Here is a 17,891-nt window from a genome sequence, read left to right on the forward strand (position 1 = left end):
CTGGACTCTGGATATGGCCGAACCTCGTTTTATTCATCTTCGCACTCACAGTGACTACTCCATGGTGGATGGATTAGCCAAGGTGGGGCCGTTGGTGAAGTGCGCGGCGTCCCTCGGCATGCCAGCCTTAGCCATTACCGATTTCACCAACCTGTGCGGTCTGGTGAAGTTCTACGGCTCGGCGCACGGTGCCGGTATTAAGCCAATCATTGGCGCCGACTTTAACGTGCAGAGTGAAATTCTGGGTGACGAACTGGCACAGCTCACCGTACTGGCGATGAATAATCAGGGCTACCAGAATCTGACGCTACTGATCTCCCGCGCTTATCAGCGAGGCTACGGCGCCGCTGGCCCCATTATCGACCGCGACTGGCTGGCCGAGCTGAATGAAGGACTTATCTTGCTCTCCGGCGCGAAAATGGGCGACGTAGGTAAGTTCCTGTTACGCGGCAATCAGCTGCAGGTCGAGCAGTGTCTGGAGTTCTACCAGCAGTATTTCCCTGATCGATACTACCTAGAGCTGATCCGCACCGGGCGCGCCGAAGAGGAGAACTACCTTCACGCCGCCGTGGCGCTGGCGGCAGAGCGTGATTTGCCCGTGGTGGCCACCAACGATGTGCGTTTTTTGGTGCAGGGCGACTTCGACGCGCATGAAATCCGCGTGGCTATCCACGACGGTTTCACCCTCGATGACCCGAAACGTCCGCGAAATTACACCGCGCAACAGTACATGCGCAGCGAAGATGAGATGTGCGAGCTGTTCGAGGATATCCCCGAAGCCCTGCTCAACACGGTGGAAATCGCCAAACGCTGTAACGTGACCATTCGCCTCGGCGAATACTTCCTGCCGCAATTCCCGACCGGAGACATGACCACCGAGGACTTTCTGGTGGCGAAATCGAAGGAAGGACTTGAGGAGCGTCTGGAGTTCTTATTCCCTGATCCTGAAGTAAGAGCGCAGAAACGCCCGGAATATGACGAGCGTCTCGACGTAGAGCTGCGCGTTATCAACCAGATGGGCTTCCCCGGCTACTTCTTGATCGTGATGGAATTTATCCAATGGTCGAAAGATAACGACGTGCCGGTAGGACCAGGGCGTGGTTCCGGTGCTGGCTCATTGGTCGCCTACGCCTTAAAAATTACCGATTTGGATCCACTGGAGTTCGACCTGCTGTTCGAACGCTTCTTGAACCCAGAGCGTGTCTCCATGCCCGACTTCGACGTCGACTTCTGCATGGAAAAACGCGACCTGGTTATCGACCACGTGGCCGAAATGTATGGCCGTGAAGCGGTTTCGCAGATCATCACCTTCGGTACCATGGCGGCCAAAGCGGTTATCCGCGACGTGGGCCGCGTGCTCGGCCATCCTTACGGATTCGTCGATCGTATCTCCAAACTGGTGCCACCCGATCCGGGCATGACGCTCGAAAAGGCCTTTGCTGCTGAACCCCAGCTGCCAGAAATTTATGAAGCAGATGAAGAGGTTAAAGCCCTGATCGACATGGCGCGTAAGCTCGAAGGTGTCACCCGTAACGCCGGCAAACATGCCGGGGGCGTGGTGATCGCGCCGACCAAAATTACCGATTTTGCGCCATTATACTGCGACGCCGAGGGTAACCATCCGGTCACCCAATTCGACAAAAACGACGTCGAATATGCCGGTCTGGTGAAGTTTGACTTCCTCGGCCTGCGTACGCTGACCATCATCGACTGGGCGCTGGGCATGATTAACGCCCGTCGCGCGAAATCCGGACTCGAACCTATTGATATCGCTGCCATCCCGCTCGAAGATAAGAAAAGCTTCGACATGCTGCAGCGCTCAGAAACCACGGCGGTATTCCAGCTCGAATCCCGTGGTATGAAAGATTTGATTAAACGCCTGAAGCCCGACTGTTTCGAAGATATGATCGCATTAGTGGCCCTGTTCCGTCCGGGGCCGTTGCAGTCAGGCATGGTAGATAACTTTATCGACCGTAAACACGGCCGCGAAGAGCTGTCTTACCCCGACATTCAGTGGCAGCATGAGTCTCTGAAGCCGGTGCTGGAGCCGACCTATGGCATCATCCTGTACCAAGAACAGGTGATGCAGATTGCACAGGTGCTGGCGGGTTACTCGCTGGGCGGTGCGGACATGCTGCGTCGCGCCATGGGTAAAAAGAACCCGGTCGAAATGGCCAAGCAGCGCGGCGGTTTTGAAGATGGTGCAAAATCTCGTGGCATTGACGGCGAACTGGCAGTTAAAATCTTCGACCTGGTAGAGAAGTTTGCGGGTTATGGTTTCAACAAGTCCCACTCCGCAGCTTATGCGCTGGTTTCCTATCAGACCTTATGGCTGAAAGCGCACTATCCGGCGGAGTTCATGGCGGCGGTAATGACTGCCGATATGGACAACACTGAGAAGGTGGTGGGTCTGGTTGACGAATGCTGGCGCATGGGGTTGAAAATCCTGCCACCAGATATCAACAGCGGCTTGTACCATTTCCACGTCAATGACGAAGGTGAGATTGTTTACGGCATTGGCGCGATAAAAGGCGTGGGCGAAGGCCCCATCGAAGCCATTATCGAAGCGCGAAACGAAGGCGGCTATTTCAAAGAGCTGTTTGACCTGTGCGCCCGCGCCGATGTGAAAAAGCTCAATAAACGTATTCTCGAAAAGCTGATCATGTCCGGTGCCTTTGATCGTCTCGGCCCGCACCGCGCCGCGTTGATGAGCTCTTTAGGCGATGCGCTGAAGGCTGCCGATCAGCACGCGAAAGCCGAGGCTATCGGGCAGGTGGACATGTTCGGCGTACTGGCCGAAGCCCCTGAGCAGGTTGAAAAGTCTTATGCCAACGTCACGCCGTGGCCAGAACAGACGGTGCTGGACGGCGAACGCGAAACGCTCGGGCTGTACCTCACCGGTCACCCGATAACTCAATATCTAAAAGAAATTGAGCGTTACGGCGGCGGCCAGCGTCTAAAAGATATGCACCCGACCGACCGGGGCAAAATGACTATCGCAGTGGGCTTGGTTATCGCTGCGAGGGTAATGGTTACCAAACGGGGAAACCGTATTGGTATCTGTACGTTAGACGACCGTTCCGGGCGTCTGGAAGTAATGTTGTTCACCGAAGCGCTAGAAAAATTCCAGCATTTATTGGAAAAAGACCGTATCCTTATCGCCACTGGACAGGTCAGCTTTGATGACTTCAGCGGCGGGCTTAAAATGATGGCCCGCGACGTTATGGACATCAGTGAAGCACGTGAAAAATATGCTCGCGGTCTTGCTATCTCGCTGACTGACAGGCAAATTGATGACCAGCTTTTAAACCGTCTCCGCCAATCGTTGGAACCTCACCGATCGGGGACGATACCAGTACATCTGTACTACCAACGAGAAAATGCGCGTGCCCGGCTACGATTCGGTGCAACGTGGCGTGTAACGCCGACCGATAAACTGTTGCTGGATCTGCGAACGCTTGTAGGTACCGAGCAGGTGGAACTGGAATTTGACTAAAATAGGAATGCTATGAGTCTGAATTTTCTGGATTTTGAACAGCCGATTGCGGAGCTGGAAGCGAAAATTGACTCGCTGACTGCAGTCAGCCGTCAAGACGAAAAATTGGATATTAATCTGGACGAAGAAGTTGAGCGCCTGCGTGAAAAAAGCGTTGAACTGACTCGAAAGATTTTCTCTGATCTGGGTGCCTGGCAGATTGCCCAACTGGCGCGCCACCCGCGTCGCCCTTACACCCTGGATTACATCAAACATATCTTCACCGATTTTGATGAACTGGCTGGTGACCGTGCTTATGCTGACGATAAAGCTATCGTTGGTGGTATCGCGCGTTTAGGTGAGCGTCCTGTGATGATCATTGGTCATCAAAAAGGTCGTGAAACTAAAGAAAAAATCCGCCGTAACTTCGGTATGCCAGCACCAGAAGGCTATCGCAAAGCATTACGTCTGATGGAAATGGCCGAGCGCTTCAAGCTGCCAATCATCACCTTCATCGACACCCCGGGTGCTTACCCTGGCGTGGGCGCAGAAGAGCGTGGTCAGTCCGAAGCTATCGCCCGCAACCTGCGCGAGATGTCCCGTCTGAACGTGCCGGTTATCTGTACCGTTATTGGTGAAGGCGGCTCCGGTGGCGCATTGGCCATTGGCGTCGGCGACAAAGTTAACATGCTGCAATACAGCACCTACTCAGTGATTTCACCGGAAGGCTGTGCGTCTATCCTGTGGAAAAGCGCCGATAAAGCGCCACTGGCTGCGGAAGCAATGGGTATCATTGCGCCACGCCTGAAAGAGCTGAAGCTGATTGACTCTGTTATCCCTGAGCCTCTGGGCGGCGCGCATCGCGACGTTCCTGCCATGGCCGCGTCCCTGCGTGCCCAGTTGGAAGCTGATCTGAGCGATCTGGATGTTCTGAATAATGAAGAACTGCGCAACCGTCGCTACCAGCGTCTGATGACTTACGGCTACTGCTAAGTCATAACGCTCAATTTGTTTTCAAAGGCCGTGCTTGCACGGCCTTTTTCGTTTCTGCCATCCCGCCTCCGCCGTGAGCGCCATCATTCTGATTTTTCATTTCTTATTCGCGAAAAGGTACACATGCGAAGTTAACCATGTTTCTATAATTATATGAGATATAAAAACCAGAAGGATTTGTCAGATGAATATTATCGCCATCCTGCGCCCCGAAGGCGTCTATTACAAAGATGAGCCGATCCGCGAATTGGATCTCGCCCTGACGAACCTGGGCTTCAAAATTATTTACCCACGGGATCCGAGCGATCTCCTCAAACTGATCGAACACAATGCGCGGATCTGCGGTGCGATTTTCGATTGGGATCAGCACAGCGAAGCACTCTGTGTGGAAATCAACGAATTAAACGAGTACCTGCCGCTGTACGGCTTCATTAATACCCACTCGTCGCTGGACGTCACCGTCAATGACATGCGCATGGTGATCTACTTCTTCGAATATGCCCTGAACGCCGCCGACGACATTGCCAATCGCATTCGCCAATACACGGATGAATATATTGATGCCATCACGCCGCCGCTGACCAAGGCGCTGTTCCGCTATGTCGAAGAGGGGAAATACACCTTCTGTACACCGGGCCATATGGCCGGGACGGCATTTCTGAAAAGCCCGGTGGGAACGCTGTTTTATGACTTCTTTGGGGCGAAAACCCTGAAGGCGGACGTTTCCATTTCAGTGACCGAGCTAGGCTCGCTGCTCGACCACACCGGCCCGCACCTTGAGGCGGAAGAGTACATCGCCCGCACCTTTGGCTCCGAGCAGAGCTACATCGTGACTAACGGCACCTCAACGGCGAATAAAATCGTTGGTATGTACGCCGCCCCGGCGGGAAGCACCGTACTTATTGACCGCAACTGCCATAAGTCGCTGGCCCATCTGATGATGATGACCAACGTGATCCCCATTTATCTGCGGCCGAATCGCAATGCCTATGGGATCCTGGGCGGCATTCCGCAACGCGAGTTCACGCGGGAGAACATTGAGCAGAAGGTCGCCGCTACCCAGAATGCCACCTGGCCGGTTCACGCGGTGATCACCAATTCGACCTATGACGGTCTGCTTTACAATACTGATTATATTAAGAAAACCTTGGATGTGCCGTCCATTCACTTCGACTCCGCATGGGTGCCTTACACCAATTTTCACCCGATTTACGACGGTAAAAGCGGCATGAGCGGCGAACGCATCGCGGGGAAAGTGATTTATGAAACTCAATCGACGCACAAACTCTTGGCGGCGTTTTCTCAGGCTTCGATGATCCACATTAAAGGGGATTATGATGAAAACACCTTTAATGAAGCCTACATGATGCACACCACCACCTCGCCGAATTACGGCATTGTGGCCTCGGCAGAAACCGCCGCCGCCATGCTGCGCGGCAATCCGGGACGCCGATTGATCAACCGTTCGGTGGAAAGGGCGCTGCACTTTCGCAAAGAGATCCAGCGTCTGCGCGAAGAGACTGAGGGTTGGTTCTACGATATTTGGCAGCCTGAAGAGATTGATGAGGCCGAGTGCTGGCCGCTCAATCCAGACCAAAACTGGCACGGCTTTGCCAATGCCGACAGCGACCACATGTATCTGGATCCGATTAAGGTGACTATCCTGACGCCGGGGATGGATGAGCAGGGGCAGCTGGCTGAAGAGGGGATCCCGGCCGCGCTGGTGGCTAAGTTCCTCGACGAGCGCGGCGTGGTGGTAGAGAAGACCGGCCCTTATAATCTGCTATTCCTGTTCAGCATTGGCATCGACAAAACCAAGGCGATGAGCCTGATGCGCGGGCTGACCGACTTCAAACGCTCTTACGATCTCAACCTGCGGGTGAAGAATATGCTGCCGGATCTTTATGCTGAGGATCCGGATTTTTACCGCCATATGCGCATTCAGGATCTGGCTCAGGGCATTCATAAAATGATTCGCCACCACGATCTGCCGAGCTTGATGATCAGAGCCTTTGATGTGTTGCCAGAGATGATGCTGACGCCGTATGAGATGTTCCAGCATCAGGTACGCGGCCATATTGAAGAGTGCGAGATAGAAGAGTTGATCGGCAAAGTCTCGGCCAATATGATCTTGCCTTATCCGCCGGGCGTCCCGGTGGTGATGCCCGGCGAGATGATCACCCAGGAGAGCCGCGCGGTGCTGGACTTCCTGATCATGCTCTGCTCGATTGGTGAACATTATCCGGGCTTTGAAACCGATATTCACGGCGCGAAACTGACGGAAGACGGCCGCTATCTGGTGAAAGTACTGAAGCTGCCGGCGGAATAATTGTCTTGCCTGGCCCTCATTTGAGGGCTTTTATTGACGAAGCAGGGCAGCCTGAGTAACGTGCTCCCAAAATTTTACAGGACAGTTTTATGCTCAACCTACGCCAGATCCACCATATTGCGATCATCGCTTCCGACTACCCGCGCAGCAAAGCCTTCTATTGCGACGTGCTGGGATTCAGCCTGATGTCCGAGGTTTATCGTGAAGAGCGTGATTCATGGAAAGCGGATTTGGCGCTTAACGGCCACTACACCATCGAGCTATTTAGCTTCCCGAACCCGCCGGCGCGCGGCAGCCGCCCAGAGTCCTGCGGGTTGCGCCATTTAGCCTTCGCGGTGGATGACATTGAGGTGGCGATCGCCGAGCTTAACCGCGCCGGAGTAGAGTGTGAGCCGGTGCGGGTCGATCCTTATACCGATAAGCGATTCACCTTCTTCAGCGATCCAGACGATTTGCCACTGGAGCTTTACGAACTCAGTTGAGTACTCTAATGAACTCTCCCACGCCAAACCCGGTTCTCGCTGAGCTAATCAAGCACATCGGCAGAGAGCGCAAGCTCTGCGTCGCTTTTAGCGGCGGGCTAGACTCATCGGTGCTGCTGGACGCGCTGGTCAAACTGCGCGACAGCCACTGGCCGGAGATGGCGCTGCGGGCGATTCATGTTCATCATGGCTTAAGCCAGTTTGCCGATAGCTGGGTGAGCCACTGTGAGGCATTTTGCCAGCAGCGGGGCGTGCTGCTGGAGGTCATTCGGGTCAGAGTGGATAGCCAGCAAGACGGCATTGAGGCCGCGGCTCGCAAGGCGCGCTATCAGGCTTTCGCCAGCAGCCTTGCGGGCGATGAATGCCTGCTGACGGCTCAGCATCTAAATGATCAGTGCGAAACCTTTATGCTGGCGTTAAAGCGCGGCAGCGGGCCTGCGGGGTTGTCATCTATGGCGGCGAGCGCGCCTCGGCAGCACTATCGCTTATTGCGGCCCTTGCTCTCACTTTCGCGCCAGCAGCTGGAAGACTTTGCTTCGGCGGCCAATCTCCTTTGGATTGAAGATGACAGCAATGGCGATGCGCGCTTTGACCGCAACTTCCTGCGGCTCGATGTACTTCCCGCGCTCTATCAGCGCTGGCCGCATTTTCCCGAGGCCGTAGCGCGAAGCGCCGCGCTCTGCGCCGAGCAAGAGTCACTGCTGGATGAACTTTTGGCCGAGTCATTGCAAACTTTGCAGGCCAGCGACGGCAGTTTGCAGATTGAACCCATGCTGGTGATGTCCTCCCCGCGCCGTCAGGCTCTGCTGCGCCGCTGGCTGGCGCAGCTGGGGGCGAAAATGCCGTCACGGGAGCAGCTCCAGCGTATTTGGGATGAGGTGGCAATCTGCCGCGACGACGCCGAGCCGCAGTTTAGGCTCAACACCTCGAGTATCAGGCGTTTTCGCCAGCGGCTCTACTTGCTGCCCGCCTCGCTGCCTTCCCTGCGCGAGGAGGTTGTGCCTTGGAATATCGCCACAAAGCTGAGTCTGCCCGAGGGGCTTGGCTGTTTAACTGTCGAAATGCTTACTGACTCTTCGCTAGAAGGTTTGCGGCTTCCCGCTTCTGACGAAGCCGTCACTATTCGTTTTACGGCTCAGGGGATGGTGGAGAAAGTCGGGCGGCAGGGCGGGCGCAGTTTGAAAAAGCTGTGGCCGGAGCTTGGCGTTGCGCCATGGGAGCGAGAGCGCACCCCGCTGGTGTTCTACAATGAGCAACTGGTGGCCGCGCCGGGTCTGTTTATCACCCAGCAGGGGCGAGCAGAGCAGGGCCAGCAGGCATACCAGGTCGTGTGGCGCAAAGCCGTTGCTGGCCGCTGAAATACAAACGGGCAATCCAAAGATTGCCCGTTAAGCGTTTAATTATTTGATATTAAACGTTATTCGATGCTAACAGTCACCGTGCCGATTTTTGGATGGCTAAAACTTTCGATATGATCGAGACGTAAATCGCGTTGCTCACCGGCCACGTCGATAATCAGATATTCTACTTTTTTACGCATCAACAGATCTTGAGCTTTACCTTCAATAGTCTCTCCGTTACGCAATTTCAACGTCAAAACTAAGCTTTGCTGGCAGGCGATCTCGAGGTTATCGTAATCATCGCAATTGATGGCTTGGTACTCATCATTCATCGACATAATCGCTCACCAATAAGTTAGCAGCGGCATAAGCCGCCTGTTCCCGGATAGAAGACGGCAGTTCGGCATTCGCCGCGACATCGTCCAATGCTTTCAACACACAGCCCAACGCGTCGGGCACATAGCCAAGGTCGCCACTGGCAATCTCAGCATATTTACGGCGTATAGACTCACAGTACTCTTGCATAGGTCCTCCTTCAAAAGCGTATCCCGCTGGGGTATTAACCCTAATGAAAGCCCAGAAAGATAAACTCTCAGTATTAAACGACTATAGCACAGGAGAATGCCAGTTATTAACGAGCAGATGCAGCTTTCTCTTTAGCCGGGAGAGAGTTAATCCAGCGTTAAACTGGTCGCTAAGGCCCGCTTTACAGTACACTGTGCGTCTAATATCAAGGGGTTTTCAATGGCATTAAAAGCGACGATCTACAAAGCGGCGATTAACATTGCAGATATGGACCGCAATTTCTTCTACGATGCCAACCTGACCTTGGCTCAGCATCCCTCCGAAACAGAACAACGCATGATGCTGCGCCTGCTGGCCTGGATTTGCCACGCCGATGAGCGTTTGAGCTTTACCCGTGGCCTGAGCGCCGAAGATGAGCCGGAAATCTGGCGGAAAAACGATCACAACGGCATTGAGCTGTGGGTTGAGCTGGGCCTGCCCGATGAGAAACGCCTGAAGAAAGGCTGCAACCAGTCGCGTGAGGTGGTGCTGTATGTGTATAGCGAGCGCGCGGCAAAAGTCTGGTGGTCGGCGATTGAGAGTAAAATCAGCGGCTTCGGCAATTTAAGCGTGCGCTTCATTGATGACGAGCTGTTAGCCAAGCTCGCCGCCTTTGCCAATCGCAACATGAACTTGCAAGCCACGTTGCAGGACGGAACTATTTGGCTTTCTGACGCTCAGAATAATTTGGAAATACAATTCTCTGAATGGAAAACGCCCGCAGAGTAAGATGTAAGGTAGCAGACGTGCAAATTCTTTCCGGAAAGCTTGAACTCCCAGACAGTGAAATAGAATTAACCGCCATCCGCGCCCAAGGGGCGGGTGGTCAAAATGTGAATAAAACTTCCACCGCCATTCACTTACGCTTTGATATTAAAGCCTCAAGTTTGCCTGATTATTACAAACAGCGGCTTTTGGCCTTTAATCACCACCTAATCACCGCAGAAGGGGTGGTAGTGATTAAAGCGCAGGAGTATCGCAGTCAGGAGATGAATCGCGAAGCCGCGTTGGCTCGTCTCAATAGCCTGATTTCGCAGGCGATGGTGGTTGAAAAGATTAGAAAAGCGACGAAACCCACCAGAGGGTCTAAAATTCGTCGTGTAGAAGGAAAAGTTAAAAAAGGCGCAACCAAAGCATTGCGTGGGAAGATTCGGCAGCCGTGATCGGCTCAACTGTGGAATGGGTCCTTTTTTGCCACAGTGACATGGGATGTAAAGGGAGATAGGGTGAAGAAATTAATTATTGGCGCAGTACTGGCGCTGGGTTCGTTGTCATTGTTTGGCTGTCATACCTTGGCCAGCAACCACGAACAGCCTTTCGAGGCAATGCAGCAGAGCTTCAGCGGCGTAGTGCCGTGCGCTGACTGTAGCGGAATTAAAACCTCCCTGTTCTTACAACAGGATGGGACGTACATTTTGCAGGAAACTTACCAAGGCGCGCGGGATGGCGATTTGGCCTTGGCCAGCTATGGTAAGTGGGCGCGTACCGCCGACAAGCTGGTGCTGACTGACGGCAAAGGGGAGAAACGCTATTTCCGCCCGCAAGGGGAAAATCTGGAGATGCTGGATATCCACGGCGAGCCGATTGTCTCCCAGTTTAATTATCAGCTGACCCCGACGAAGCAAGACATGCCGAAAACGCCAATGGCGCTGACCGGTATGGTGCAGTTTAGCGAAGATATCGCCACCTTCAGCGATTGCGCGACGGGCAAGGTTTTCCCAGTGTCAAATGACAAAACCTTGGAGCAGGGCTATCTTGCGGCGCGTAAAAAGCCGAATGAGCTGGTGTTTGTTTCAATGGACGGTCACTTCATCGTTGAGCCATCCACTGAGCAAGGCGTGATGCAGAAGTCCGTCGTGGCTGATAACAAAGTTAAATTCGACGCCGGCAAAGGCTGTCCGTAATTTCACTGCTCGGTTCTCACGGTTAAAAGCAAAGCATAAAAAACGCCCGTTTTAGACGGGCGTTTTTATTGCTGCTATAAGCTGGAATTGCGCTAATTAACGCGCGATTTGGCCCAGCAGGTGCTCAACGATGTCGCTTTGCTTAATCATCAGCTTCTCACCGGTACGGCGGTTTTTATATTCCAACTCTTCCGCATCCAGATTACGATCGCCGATAACCACTTGATAAGGCACGCCAATCAGCTCCATATCAGCAAACATCACGCCCGGACGCTCTTTACGGTCATCCAGAATGACGTCGATGCCTTTGGCACGCAGCGTTTCGTACAGGGTTTCTGCAGCTTCTTTCACGCGGAAAGATTTCTGCATGTTCATTGGCAGGATGGCGACCTGGAAAGGCGCGATAGCGTCTGGCCAGATGATCCCGCGGTCGTCGTGATTCTGCTCGATAGCCGCCGCCACCACGCGAGTCACCCCGATACCGTAACAACCCATGGTCATCACTTGGTTACGGCCGTCTTCGCCCTGCACGGTGGCATTCATCGCCTGAGAATACTTGGTGCCGAGTTGGAAGATGTGACCCACTTCGATCCCGCGTTTAATCAGCAGAGTGCCTTTGCCGTCTGGGCTGATATCGCCTTCAACCACGTTACGGATATCCGCAACCTGTGGCAGCGGCAGATCGCGCTCCCAGTTGATGCCGAACAGGTGCTGACCGTCGATGTTTGCGCCAGCGCTGAAGTCGCTCATCACGGCTACGGTGCGGTCTACCACGATTGGCATTGGCAGATTAACTGGACCTAAAGAGCCTGGGCCAGCACTGACTACTGCGCGGATCTCAGCTTCGGTGGCGAAAGTCAGCGGCGAAGCAACCTGTGGCAGCTTCTCGGCTTTCACTTCATTCAGCTCGTGGTCGCCGCGAACCAGCAGGGCAACCAGCTTGTGGCCGCTCTCTTCGGTGGCGTGAACCATCAGCGTTTTAACGGTTTTCTCAACCGGCAGTTGGAATTGCTCAACCAGCTCGGCGATAGTTTTGGCGTTTGGCGTAGCAACCTGACGCATCTCTTCGGTTGCAGCTGCGCGCGGAGTAGCTGGAGCCACAGCTTCTGCCAGCTCGATGTTAGCCGCGAAGTCAGAGTCTGTAGAGAAGATGATGTCATCTTCGCCGCTTGACGCCAGCACCTGGAACTCGTGAGAGGCGCTACCGCCGATTGATCCGGTATCAGCCTGCACAGCACGGAAATCCAGACCCATACGGCTGAAGATTTTGCTGTAAGCGGCATACATCGCGTCGTAGGTTTCCTGCAAGGATTCCTGCGTGGTGTGGAAGGAGTAAGCATCCTTCATGATGAATTCGCGAGAACGCATCACACCAAAGCGCGGACGAACTTCGTCACGGAATTTGGTCTGGATCTGGAAGAAGTTCAGCGGCAGTTGCTTATAAGAGCTGAGCTCGTTACGGATCAAGTCGGTGATGACTTCCTCATGCGTTGGGCCGAGCACGAATGAGCGATCGCCACGATCGACGAAACGCAGCAACTCAGGGCCATACTGCTCCCAGCGACCACTCTCCTGCCACAAGTCTGCGGGCTGAACCACCGGCATTGATACTTCGATGGCGTGTGCGTTATTCATCTCTTCGCGCACGATATTTTCAACTTTACGCAGGACGCGCAGACCGGTCGGCAACCAGGTGTATAAACCTGAAGCCAATTTGCGGATCATCCCGGCGCGCAGCATCAGCTGGTGGCTGATCACTTCGGCGTCGGCTGGCGTCTCTTTTAATGTGGAGAGCAGATATTGAGTTGTACGCATGTTGTGTTGATTCCGTTAGCACTGCTAATTGCAATCGAGCTGCCAGTGGGCAGCCAAAACGTGAAAAAGTGGTTTAGTTTACCAGCGACTGTGGGTTGTCAAAAGAGAAGGGATGGAAATTTAGTTTTTGTCCAGAGACAAGACGTGGTTCACATCGTCAATCACCCGCCAGCGCACGTTAAATTCCAGCAGATGGACGGCGTAATCTCGTTCAACTTCCTCACCTTTACGGTAAGCAGGGCGGGGATCCTGACCTAAAACCTGCGTGATAAAACGGCGCAGGTAAGGGTACTTGACACTATTAAGCAGCAGTTGCTGCTCTGCGCTGGCAGAGAAAGTAACCGGCATAGTGGCGACAGGCGCCGACTGGGCAAAACCGGCGCGTGCTTCAGGATGGCTCTCGGCGAAAGGCAGATAAGGTTTGATGTCGACAATGGGTGTGCCGTCGACCAAGTCCAGACTGCCCAACTCGAGCACTACATTTTGCCCCTGACGGCGAATGCCTTTCAGCTCAACCAGCGACATCCCCAAGGGGTTTGGCCGAAAGGTTGAGCGAGTCGCAAACACGCCGACTCGCGCATTACCCCCCAAACGAGGCGGGCGCACGGTTGGACGCCAGCCGCCTTCCATCGTTTGGTGGAAAATGAACATCACCCAAATATGGCTAAAATCTTCCAGCCCTCTTACGGCTTCAGCCTGATTGTAAGGAGGCAGCAAGTGCAGTTCTCCGCCGCCATCTTCAATCAAGCCAGGCTGACGCGGCACCGCGAATTTCTCTTTATAGGGAGAGTGAATGGTCCCTATTTGGGCGAACGAAAATGATGTCATTTAAAGGTAACGTTTAACGCCGAACCTTGGCAAACAGCTTGCTGGTGGCAACCTGGGACGCCGGTAATAATCTGGCACTGGTGCAGCAATACGGCATTGGCTTTCATATAGGACGCGCGGGTAAGCATGCGCTTACGGGCTGTCGCTAAGCTTGGCGGTGAATCCTGAGTATCGGCCTGACATGATTCGCCAGAGACTTCACCCAGATCGCGGAACGGTGTGCCTACCAAAGCTTCAGCATCTTTATAAAGTTTCACTGGTGCAGGGCGAACGGGCGCTGGTTTTGGTTTTACAGGTTTTGGTTCTACCGGAGTTGGCTTTTCAGGCGTGGGTGGCAGCGGTTTGTGAGTCGCAGAACAACCAGCTAGCAAGAGAGCTAACAAACAGAGAGGTAAAGCACGCATGGTATATCCTCTGCTTTGTACTATGTAGTGGGGAATAATGTGGCGTTATTGAAGCAAGGTATTAGGAAAATAACAAGGCGAGCATAAGCCCGCCTTGTTATTTATTTAGAAAAGAGTTTGCCTCATCAGGGGCAATTTAGCCTCTGATGAAACTTACCAACCCTTAACTGCGCCGCCGTTGAAGATTTTATTCGCCGCAGCGTTAACTTCGTCAGACTGGTACGCCTGAACAAATTTCTTAACGTTCTCAGCGTCTTTGTTGTCTTCACGAGAAACGATCAGGTTGACGTATGGAGACTCTTTGTCTTCTACGAAGATGCCGTCTTTCTCAGGGGTCAGACCAATTTGGCTGGCGTAAGTGGTGTTGATCACTGCCAGAGCAATTTTGTCATCATCCAGTGAACGTGGCAGCTGTGGCGCTTCCAACTCAACCAGTTTCAGGTTTTTAGGGTTCTCAGTCACATCAAGAACGGTAGGCAGCAGGCCAACGCCGTCTTTCAGTTTGATCAAACCTTCTTTCTGCAACAGCAGCAGTGAACGGCCAAGGTTAGTTGGGTCATTCGGCAGAGCAATCTGGTCGCCTGCTTTCAGCTCAGAGATAGATTTGATTTTCTTAGAGTAACCGGCAATTGGGTACACGAAGGTGTTACCGACTGGCACCAGTTTGTAGCCGCGATCTTTAATCTGCTGATCCAAATAAGGCTTGTGCTGGAAGGCGTTAACGTCGATATCGCCTTTGCTCAACGCTTCGTTCGGCAGAACATAGTCATTGAAAGTTACCAGCTCAACGTCCAGACCATATTTCTCTTTAGCCACTTTCTGTGCGACTTCAGCTACTTGCTGCTCAGAACCCACGATCACACCCACTTTGATATGGTTTGGATCTTGTTCTTTCGGCCCGCATCCTACCAGAGCCAGCGTTCCCAAAAGCGCGCCGACAACTGCAATCGATTTGAATTTTGTAGACGTATCCTTTCCTCTATAAGGGAGATAAATTATTCGCAATGTTTTTTAGGTAGAACCGTGCTGCTTTACTTGTGGGTTACCGCTTTCACAATGCGGTCGCCACAAAACTGAATCAGATAAACCAATACGACTAACAAAATCAATACGGTATTCATGACGGTGGCATCATATCCGATGTAACCATACTGATAACCAATCTGGCCCAGACCGCCAGCACCCACTGCGCCACCCATGGCTGAATAACCAACCAGCGTGATGAGCGTGATAGTCGCTGCATTGACTAAGCCCGGCAGTGCTTCTGGCAGCAAGACTTTGCGGATGATTTGCATCGGTGTTGCACCCATAGCGCGAGCCGCTTCCACCAAACCGCTAGGAATTTCCAACAGCGCATTCTCAACCATACGCGCGATAAACGGCGCAGCGCCCACGGTTAAAGGCACGATGGCCGCTTGCAGACCGATTGATGTCCCAACAATCATTCGCGTGAATGGAATCATCCACACTAAGAGAATAATGAAAGGAATCGAACGGAAAATATTCACCACCGCAGACATGACGCGATAGACCTTCTTATTCTCAGCGATTTGACCAGGGCGAGTGACATACAGAAGCACGCCAAAAGGCAAACCAAGTACAAAACCAAAGAAGCCGGAGGTCAGCGTCATTACAACGGTTTCCCAGATGCCTCGGCCCATTAACCACATCATTGCCTCAGACATAACCGAGCACCTCTACTTTCACTTGATTCTGCTGCAAGAACTCAATCGCAGCCTGCGTACTAGCTTCTTCACCGTGCATTTCGGTCAACATGATGCCGAATTTGACGCCACCGGCGTAATCCATCTGAGCACTAATAATATTGTTGTTAATGTTGAAGCGACGAACCACTTCAGATAATAGCGGAGCATCTACCGACTGGCCGGTAAATTCCAGACGCAATAAAGGAACCAGATCGGCAGCGGGCTGAGCAACCAGCCGATCGGCGTAGTCATCAGGAATATCCAGATGCAGCGTGGATTGAATAAACTGCTGTGCCAGCGGCGTTTTCGGATGAGAGAACATCTCGCTAACTTTATCTTGTTCGATAAGCTGGCCGTTGCTGATCACCGCCACCTGATCACAGATACGTTTCACCACGTCCATCTCATGGGTGATCAACAAGATGGTCAGGCCCAAACGGCGGTTGATGTCTTTCAGCAATTCCAGAATAGAACGCGTGGTTGCCGGGTCCAGCGCGCTGGTGGCTTCATCGCACAACAGCACCTTAGGATTGCTGGCCAAAGCACGCGCGATAGCCACACGCTGTTTCTGGCCGCCGGACAAATTGGCCGGGTAAGCATCATGCTTATCTTCCAGACCGACCAATTTCAGCAATTCGCTAACGCGTTTTTGAATCTCGCCAGAGGAGAGGTTATCCAGCTCCAACGGCAAAGCCACGTTGCCGAAGACAGTACGAGAAGAGAGCAGGTTAAAGTGCTGAAAAATCATGCCAATCTGCCGGCGAGCGCGAGTCAGCGCTTTCTCAGAGAATGCCATCAGATCTTGGCCATCAACGATAACCTGACCCTTAGTTGGACGTTCCAGCAAATTAACACAGCGGATTAGGGTGCTTTTCCCTGCACCAGAAGCTCCAATCACGCCGTAAATCTGCCCAGCAGGAACGTGAAGATTCACGTCCGACAGCGCCACGATTGAACGCGTGCCTTGCTGGAACACCTTGGTGATATTAGAAAGTTTAATCATATTCTTCTTATTCTATCTTTTGTGCCGTGACTTTAATGAGTAACTCTCTGGTTAAACCAGAAGTATGCGGTGGATGCTAAGGCGTCTAGACGTCTAAGTCAACCAGCGGAGCACTCTCACTGTGGGCTAAAACATGCGATACTGCACCTATATATGTTGTTATCAGGAGCAAACACGTGGCACAGACAGTCCCAGCAATTTTTTTAGACCGAGATGGCACAATTAATGTCGATCATGGTTATGTTCATGAAATAGACCAATTCCAATTTATAGACGGTGTTATCGAAGCCTGCCTGCAATTAAAGGAAATGGGGTTTGCTCTGGTGCTGGTAACCAATCAGTCTGGTATTGCCCGTGGCAAATTCACCGAAGCCCAGTTTATGACCCTGACCGAGTGGATGGATTGGTCGCTTGCCGACCGCGGCGTGGATTTGGACGGCATCTATTTCTGCCCTCATCACCCAGAAGGTTCAGTAAAAGAGTTCGCTCAAGTTTGTGATTGCCGCAAGCCGATGCCCGGCATGTTCCTGACCGCCAAAGACGAGTTAAACATCGATATGGCCTCTTCTTATATAGTAGGGGACAAAATCGAAGACCTGCAGGCCGGTATTGCTGCGGGCGTCGGACATAAAATTCTGGTGAGAAGCGGCAAACCTGTCACGGCTGAGGGCGAAAACTTGGCGGATACCGTGCTCGATACCCTTGCTGATCTGCCTGTTTTCATCAAAAAAGCTCAGAAATAAGGCTTTGTGAATAAAAAAACGGCAAGCAGAATAAAAGTGATTTTATTTGCTTGCCATTCCATCCCAACTCCCTATAATGCCGCTCCATCGACAGGGAACAACGTGAACAACATCACGAAGTGAACGAGTCGGAAAGATTAAAAACAGCGGCAACCGGGTGAAATAAACGGTTGACACTGAAAGAGGAAAGCGTAATATACGCCACCTCGAGTTGCCAAGCGAAAGCGCGTAACTCACTGCTCTTTAACAATTTATCAGACAATCTGTGTGGGCACTCACAAGACGATATCAGCCACCTCGGTGGC

General features: G+C 52.8%; 17 protein-coding genes. 9 read left to right on the top strand and 8 right to left on the bottom strand.

All coding sequences use genetic code 11. The features are described from left to right. The first annotated feature begins 13 nt into the window (after window positions 1-13). The 5 genes from dnaE (at window position 14) to tilS (ending at window position 8,637) form a co-directional block, all read left to right on the top strand. On the top strand, window positions 14-3,496 hold the full coding sequence (gene dnaE / locus SBO83_RS10680; RefSeq protein ID WP_396131485.1) for a DNA polymerase III subunit alpha: 3,483 nt from the start codon (window positions 14-16) through the stop codon (window positions 3,494-3,496). Window positions 3,497-3,508: 12 nt separating this feature from the next. Continuing rightward, window positions 3,509-4,468, top strand: a complete 960-nt coding sequence (gene accA / locus SBO83_RS10685) for an acetyl-CoA carboxylase carboxyl transferase subunit alpha (protein ID WP_100936851.1) — start codon at window positions 3,509-3,511, stop codon at window positions 4,466-4,468. Between the two features lie 184 nt (window positions 4,469-4,652). Then, the gene (locus SBO83_RS10690) at window positions 4,653-6,797 is read left to right on the top strand and encodes a lysine decarboxylase LdcC (protein WP_396131486.1); all 2,145 of its coding nucleotides are present in this window, start codon (window positions 4,653-4,655) and stop codon (window positions 6,795-6,797) included. Between the two features lie 89 nt (window positions 6,798-6,886). Then, the gene (locus tag SBO83_RS10695; RefSeq protein ID WP_353503232.1) at window positions 6,887-7,279 is read left to right on the top strand and encodes a VOC family protein; all 393 of its coding nucleotides are present in this window, start codon (window positions 6,887-6,889) and stop codon (window positions 7,277-7,279) included. An 8-nt stretch (window positions 7,280-7,287) separates the two neighbouring features. After that, the gene (gene tilS / locus SBO83_RS10700; protein WP_396131487.1) at window positions 7,288-8,637 is read left to right on the top strand and encodes a tRNA lysidine(34) synthetase TilS; all 1,350 of its coding nucleotides are present in this window, start codon (window positions 7,288-7,290) and stop codon (window positions 8,635-8,637) included. A 59-nt stretch (window positions 8,638-8,696) separates the two neighbouring features. Here tilS and rof read toward each other — a convergent pair whose 3' ends face one another. Together rof and SBO83_RS10710 are read right to left on the bottom strand one after the other, a co-directional pair. After that, window positions 8,697-8,957: a Rho-binding antiterminator gene (gene rof / locus SBO83_RS10705; protein ID WP_353503230.1), complete on the bottom strand. Its 261-nt coding sequence runs from the start codon at window positions 8,955-8,957 to the stop codon at window positions 8,697-8,699. Beyond that, window positions 8,944-9,144: a YaeP family protein gene (locus SBO83_RS10710; RefSeq protein WP_034792765.1), complete on the bottom strand. Its 201-nt coding sequence runs from the start codon at window positions 9,142-9,144 to the stop codon at window positions 8,944-8,946. The genes rof and SBO83_RS10710 overlap by 14 nt, the downstream gene beginning before the upstream one ends. Before the next feature lie 219 nt (window positions 9,145-9,363). On the opposite strand from SBO83_RS10710, the gene SBO83_RS10715 reads away from it, so the two are divergent. From SBO83_RS10715 to nlpE, 3 genes are all read left to right on the top strand, one after another. Next, window positions 9,364-9,912, top strand: coding sequence for a YaeQ family protein (locus SBO83_RS10715; RefSeq protein ID WP_396131488.1), 549 nt, complete (start codon window positions 9,364-9,366; stop codon window positions 9,910-9,912). Next, window positions 9,891-10,346, top strand: a complete 456-nt coding sequence (gene arfB, locus SBO83_RS10720) for an alternative ribosome rescue aminoacyl-tRNA hydrolase ArfB (protein WP_396131489.1) — start codon at window positions 9,891-9,893, stop codon at window positions 10,344-10,346. The genes SBO83_RS10715 and arfB overlap by 22 nt, the downstream gene beginning before the upstream one ends. 63 nt (window positions 10,347-10,409) lie before the next feature. Further along, window positions 10,410-11,087, top strand: coding sequence for an envelope stress response activation lipoprotein NlpE (gene nlpE, locus SBO83_RS10725; protein ID WP_396131490.1), 678 nt, complete (start codon window positions 10,410-10,412; stop codon window positions 11,085-11,087). Between the two features lie 96 nt (window positions 11,088-11,183). Here the strand turns inward: nlpE and proS are convergent, their stop codons facing one another. The 6 genes from proS to metN form a co-directional block, all read right to left on the bottom strand. Beyond that, window positions 11,184-12,902: a proline--tRNA ligase gene (gene proS, locus SBO83_RS10730; RefSeq protein ID WP_396131491.1), complete on the bottom strand. Its 1,719-nt coding sequence runs from the start codon at window positions 12,900-12,902 to the stop codon at window positions 11,184-11,186. Between the two features lie 120 nt (window positions 12,903-13,022). Beyond that, window positions 13,023-13,730 carry a tRNA (N6-threonylcarbamoyladenosine(37)-N6)-methyltransferase TrmO gene (gene tsaA / locus SBO83_RS10735; protein WP_396131492.1) on the bottom strand — a complete coding sequence of 236 codons (708 nt, stop codon included), beginning with the start codon at window positions 13,728-13,730 and terminating at the stop codon, window positions 13,023-13,025. Continuing rightward, window positions 13,727-14,134 carry an Rcs stress response system protein RcsF gene (gene rcsF, locus SBO83_RS10740; protein WP_353503226.1) on the bottom strand — a complete coding sequence of 136 codons (408 nt, stop codon included), beginning with the start codon at window positions 14,132-14,134 and terminating at the stop codon, window positions 13,727-13,729. The genes tsaA and rcsF overlap by 4 nt, the downstream gene beginning before the upstream one ends. Window positions 14,135-14,287: 153 nt before the next feature. Further along, on the bottom strand, window positions 14,288-15,130 hold the full coding sequence (locus SBO83_RS10745; RefSeq protein WP_396131504.1) for a MetQ/NlpA family lipoprotein: 843 nt from the start codon (window positions 15,128-15,130) through the stop codon (window positions 14,288-14,290). Window positions 15,131-15,165: 35 nt separating this feature from the next. Further along, window positions 15,166-15,819, bottom strand: coding sequence for a methionine ABC transporter permease MetI (locus SBO83_RS10750; protein ID WP_034792754.1), 654 nt, complete (start codon window positions 15,817-15,819; stop codon window positions 15,166-15,168). Continuing rightward, entirely contained in the window at window positions 15,812-16,843 is a 1,032-nt protein-coding gene (gene metN / locus SBO83_RS10755; protein ID WP_034792752.1) for a methionine ABC transporter ATP-binding protein MetN, read from the bottom strand. The genes SBO83_RS10750 and metN overlap by 8 nt, the downstream gene beginning before the upstream one ends. Window positions 16,844-17,019: 176 nt before the next feature. Here metN and gmhB point away from each other — a divergent pair, with 176 nt between their 5' ends. Then, the gene (gmhB, locus tag SBO83_RS10760) at window positions 17,020-17,586 is read left to right on the top strand and encodes a D-glycero-beta-D-manno-heptose 1,7-bisphosphate 7-phosphatase (protein ID WP_396131493.1); all 567 of its coding nucleotides are present in this window, start codon (window positions 17,020-17,022) and stop codon (window positions 17,584-17,586) included. Window positions 17,587-17,891: the final 305 nt, after the last annotated feature.

This window comes from Ewingella allii (assembly GCF_044430645.1).
In the GTDB taxonomy this organism is placed as follows: Bacteria; Pseudomonadota; Gammaproteobacteria; order Enterobacterales; family Enterobacteriaceae; genus Ewingella; species Ewingella allii.

What these genes read in the sequence shown, in the direction of transcription:
- dnaE (WP_396131485.1), top strand. Translation starts at nt 14, where the DNA reads ATGGCCGAACCTCGTTTTATTCATCTTCGCACTCACAGTGACTACTCC.
- accA (WP_100936851.1), top strand. Translation starts at nt 3,509, where the DNA reads ATGAGTCTGAATTTTCTGGATTTTGAACAGCCGATTGCGGAGCTGGAA.
- SBO83_RS10690 (WP_396131486.1), top strand. Translation starts at nt 4,653, where the DNA reads ATGAATATTATCGCCATCCTGCGCCCCGAAGGCGTCTATTACAAAGAT.
- SBO83_RS10695 (WP_353503232.1), top strand. Translation starts at nt 6,887, where the DNA reads ATGCTCAACCTACGCCAGATCCACCATATTGCGATCATCGCTTCCGAC.
- tilS (WP_396131487.1), top strand. Translation starts at nt 7,288, where the DNA reads ATGAACTCTCCCACGCCAAACCCGGTTCTCGCTGAGCTAATCAAGCAC.
- rof (WP_353503230.1), bottom strand. Translation starts at nt 8,957, where the DNA reads ATGTCGATGAATGATGAGTACCAAGCCATCAATTGCGATGATTACGAT.
- SBO83_RS10710 (WP_034792765.1), bottom strand. Translation starts at nt 9,144, where the DNA reads ATGCAAGAGTACTGTGAGTCTATACGCCGTAAATATGCTGAGATTGCC.
- SBO83_RS10715 (WP_396131488.1), top strand. Translation starts at nt 9,364, where the DNA reads ATGGCATTAAAAGCGACGATCTACAAAGCGGCGATTAACATTGCAGAT.
- arfB (WP_396131489.1), top strand. Translation starts at nt 9,891, where the DNA reads ATGGAAAACGCCCGCAGAGTAAGATGTAAGGTAGCAGACGTGCAAATT.
- proS (WP_396131491.1), bottom strand. Translation starts at nt 12,902, where the DNA reads ATGCGTACAACTCAATATCTGCTCTCCACATTAAAAGAGACGCCAGCC.
- tsaA (WP_396131492.1), bottom strand. Translation starts at nt 13,730, where the DNA reads ATGACATCATTTTCGTTCGCCCAAATAGGGACCATTCACTCTCCCTAT.
- rcsF (WP_353503226.1), bottom strand. Translation starts at nt 14,134, where the DNA reads ATGCGTGCTTTACCTCTCTGTTTGTTAGCTCTCTTGCTAGCTGGTTGT.
- SBO83_RS10750 (WP_034792754.1), bottom strand. Translation starts at nt 15,819, where the DNA reads ATGTCTGAGGCAATGATGTGGTTAATGGGCCGAGGCATCTGGGAAACC.
- metN (WP_034792752.1), bottom strand. Translation starts at nt 16,843, where the DNA reads ATGATTAAACTTTCTAATATCACCAAGGTGTTCCAGCAAGGCACGCGT.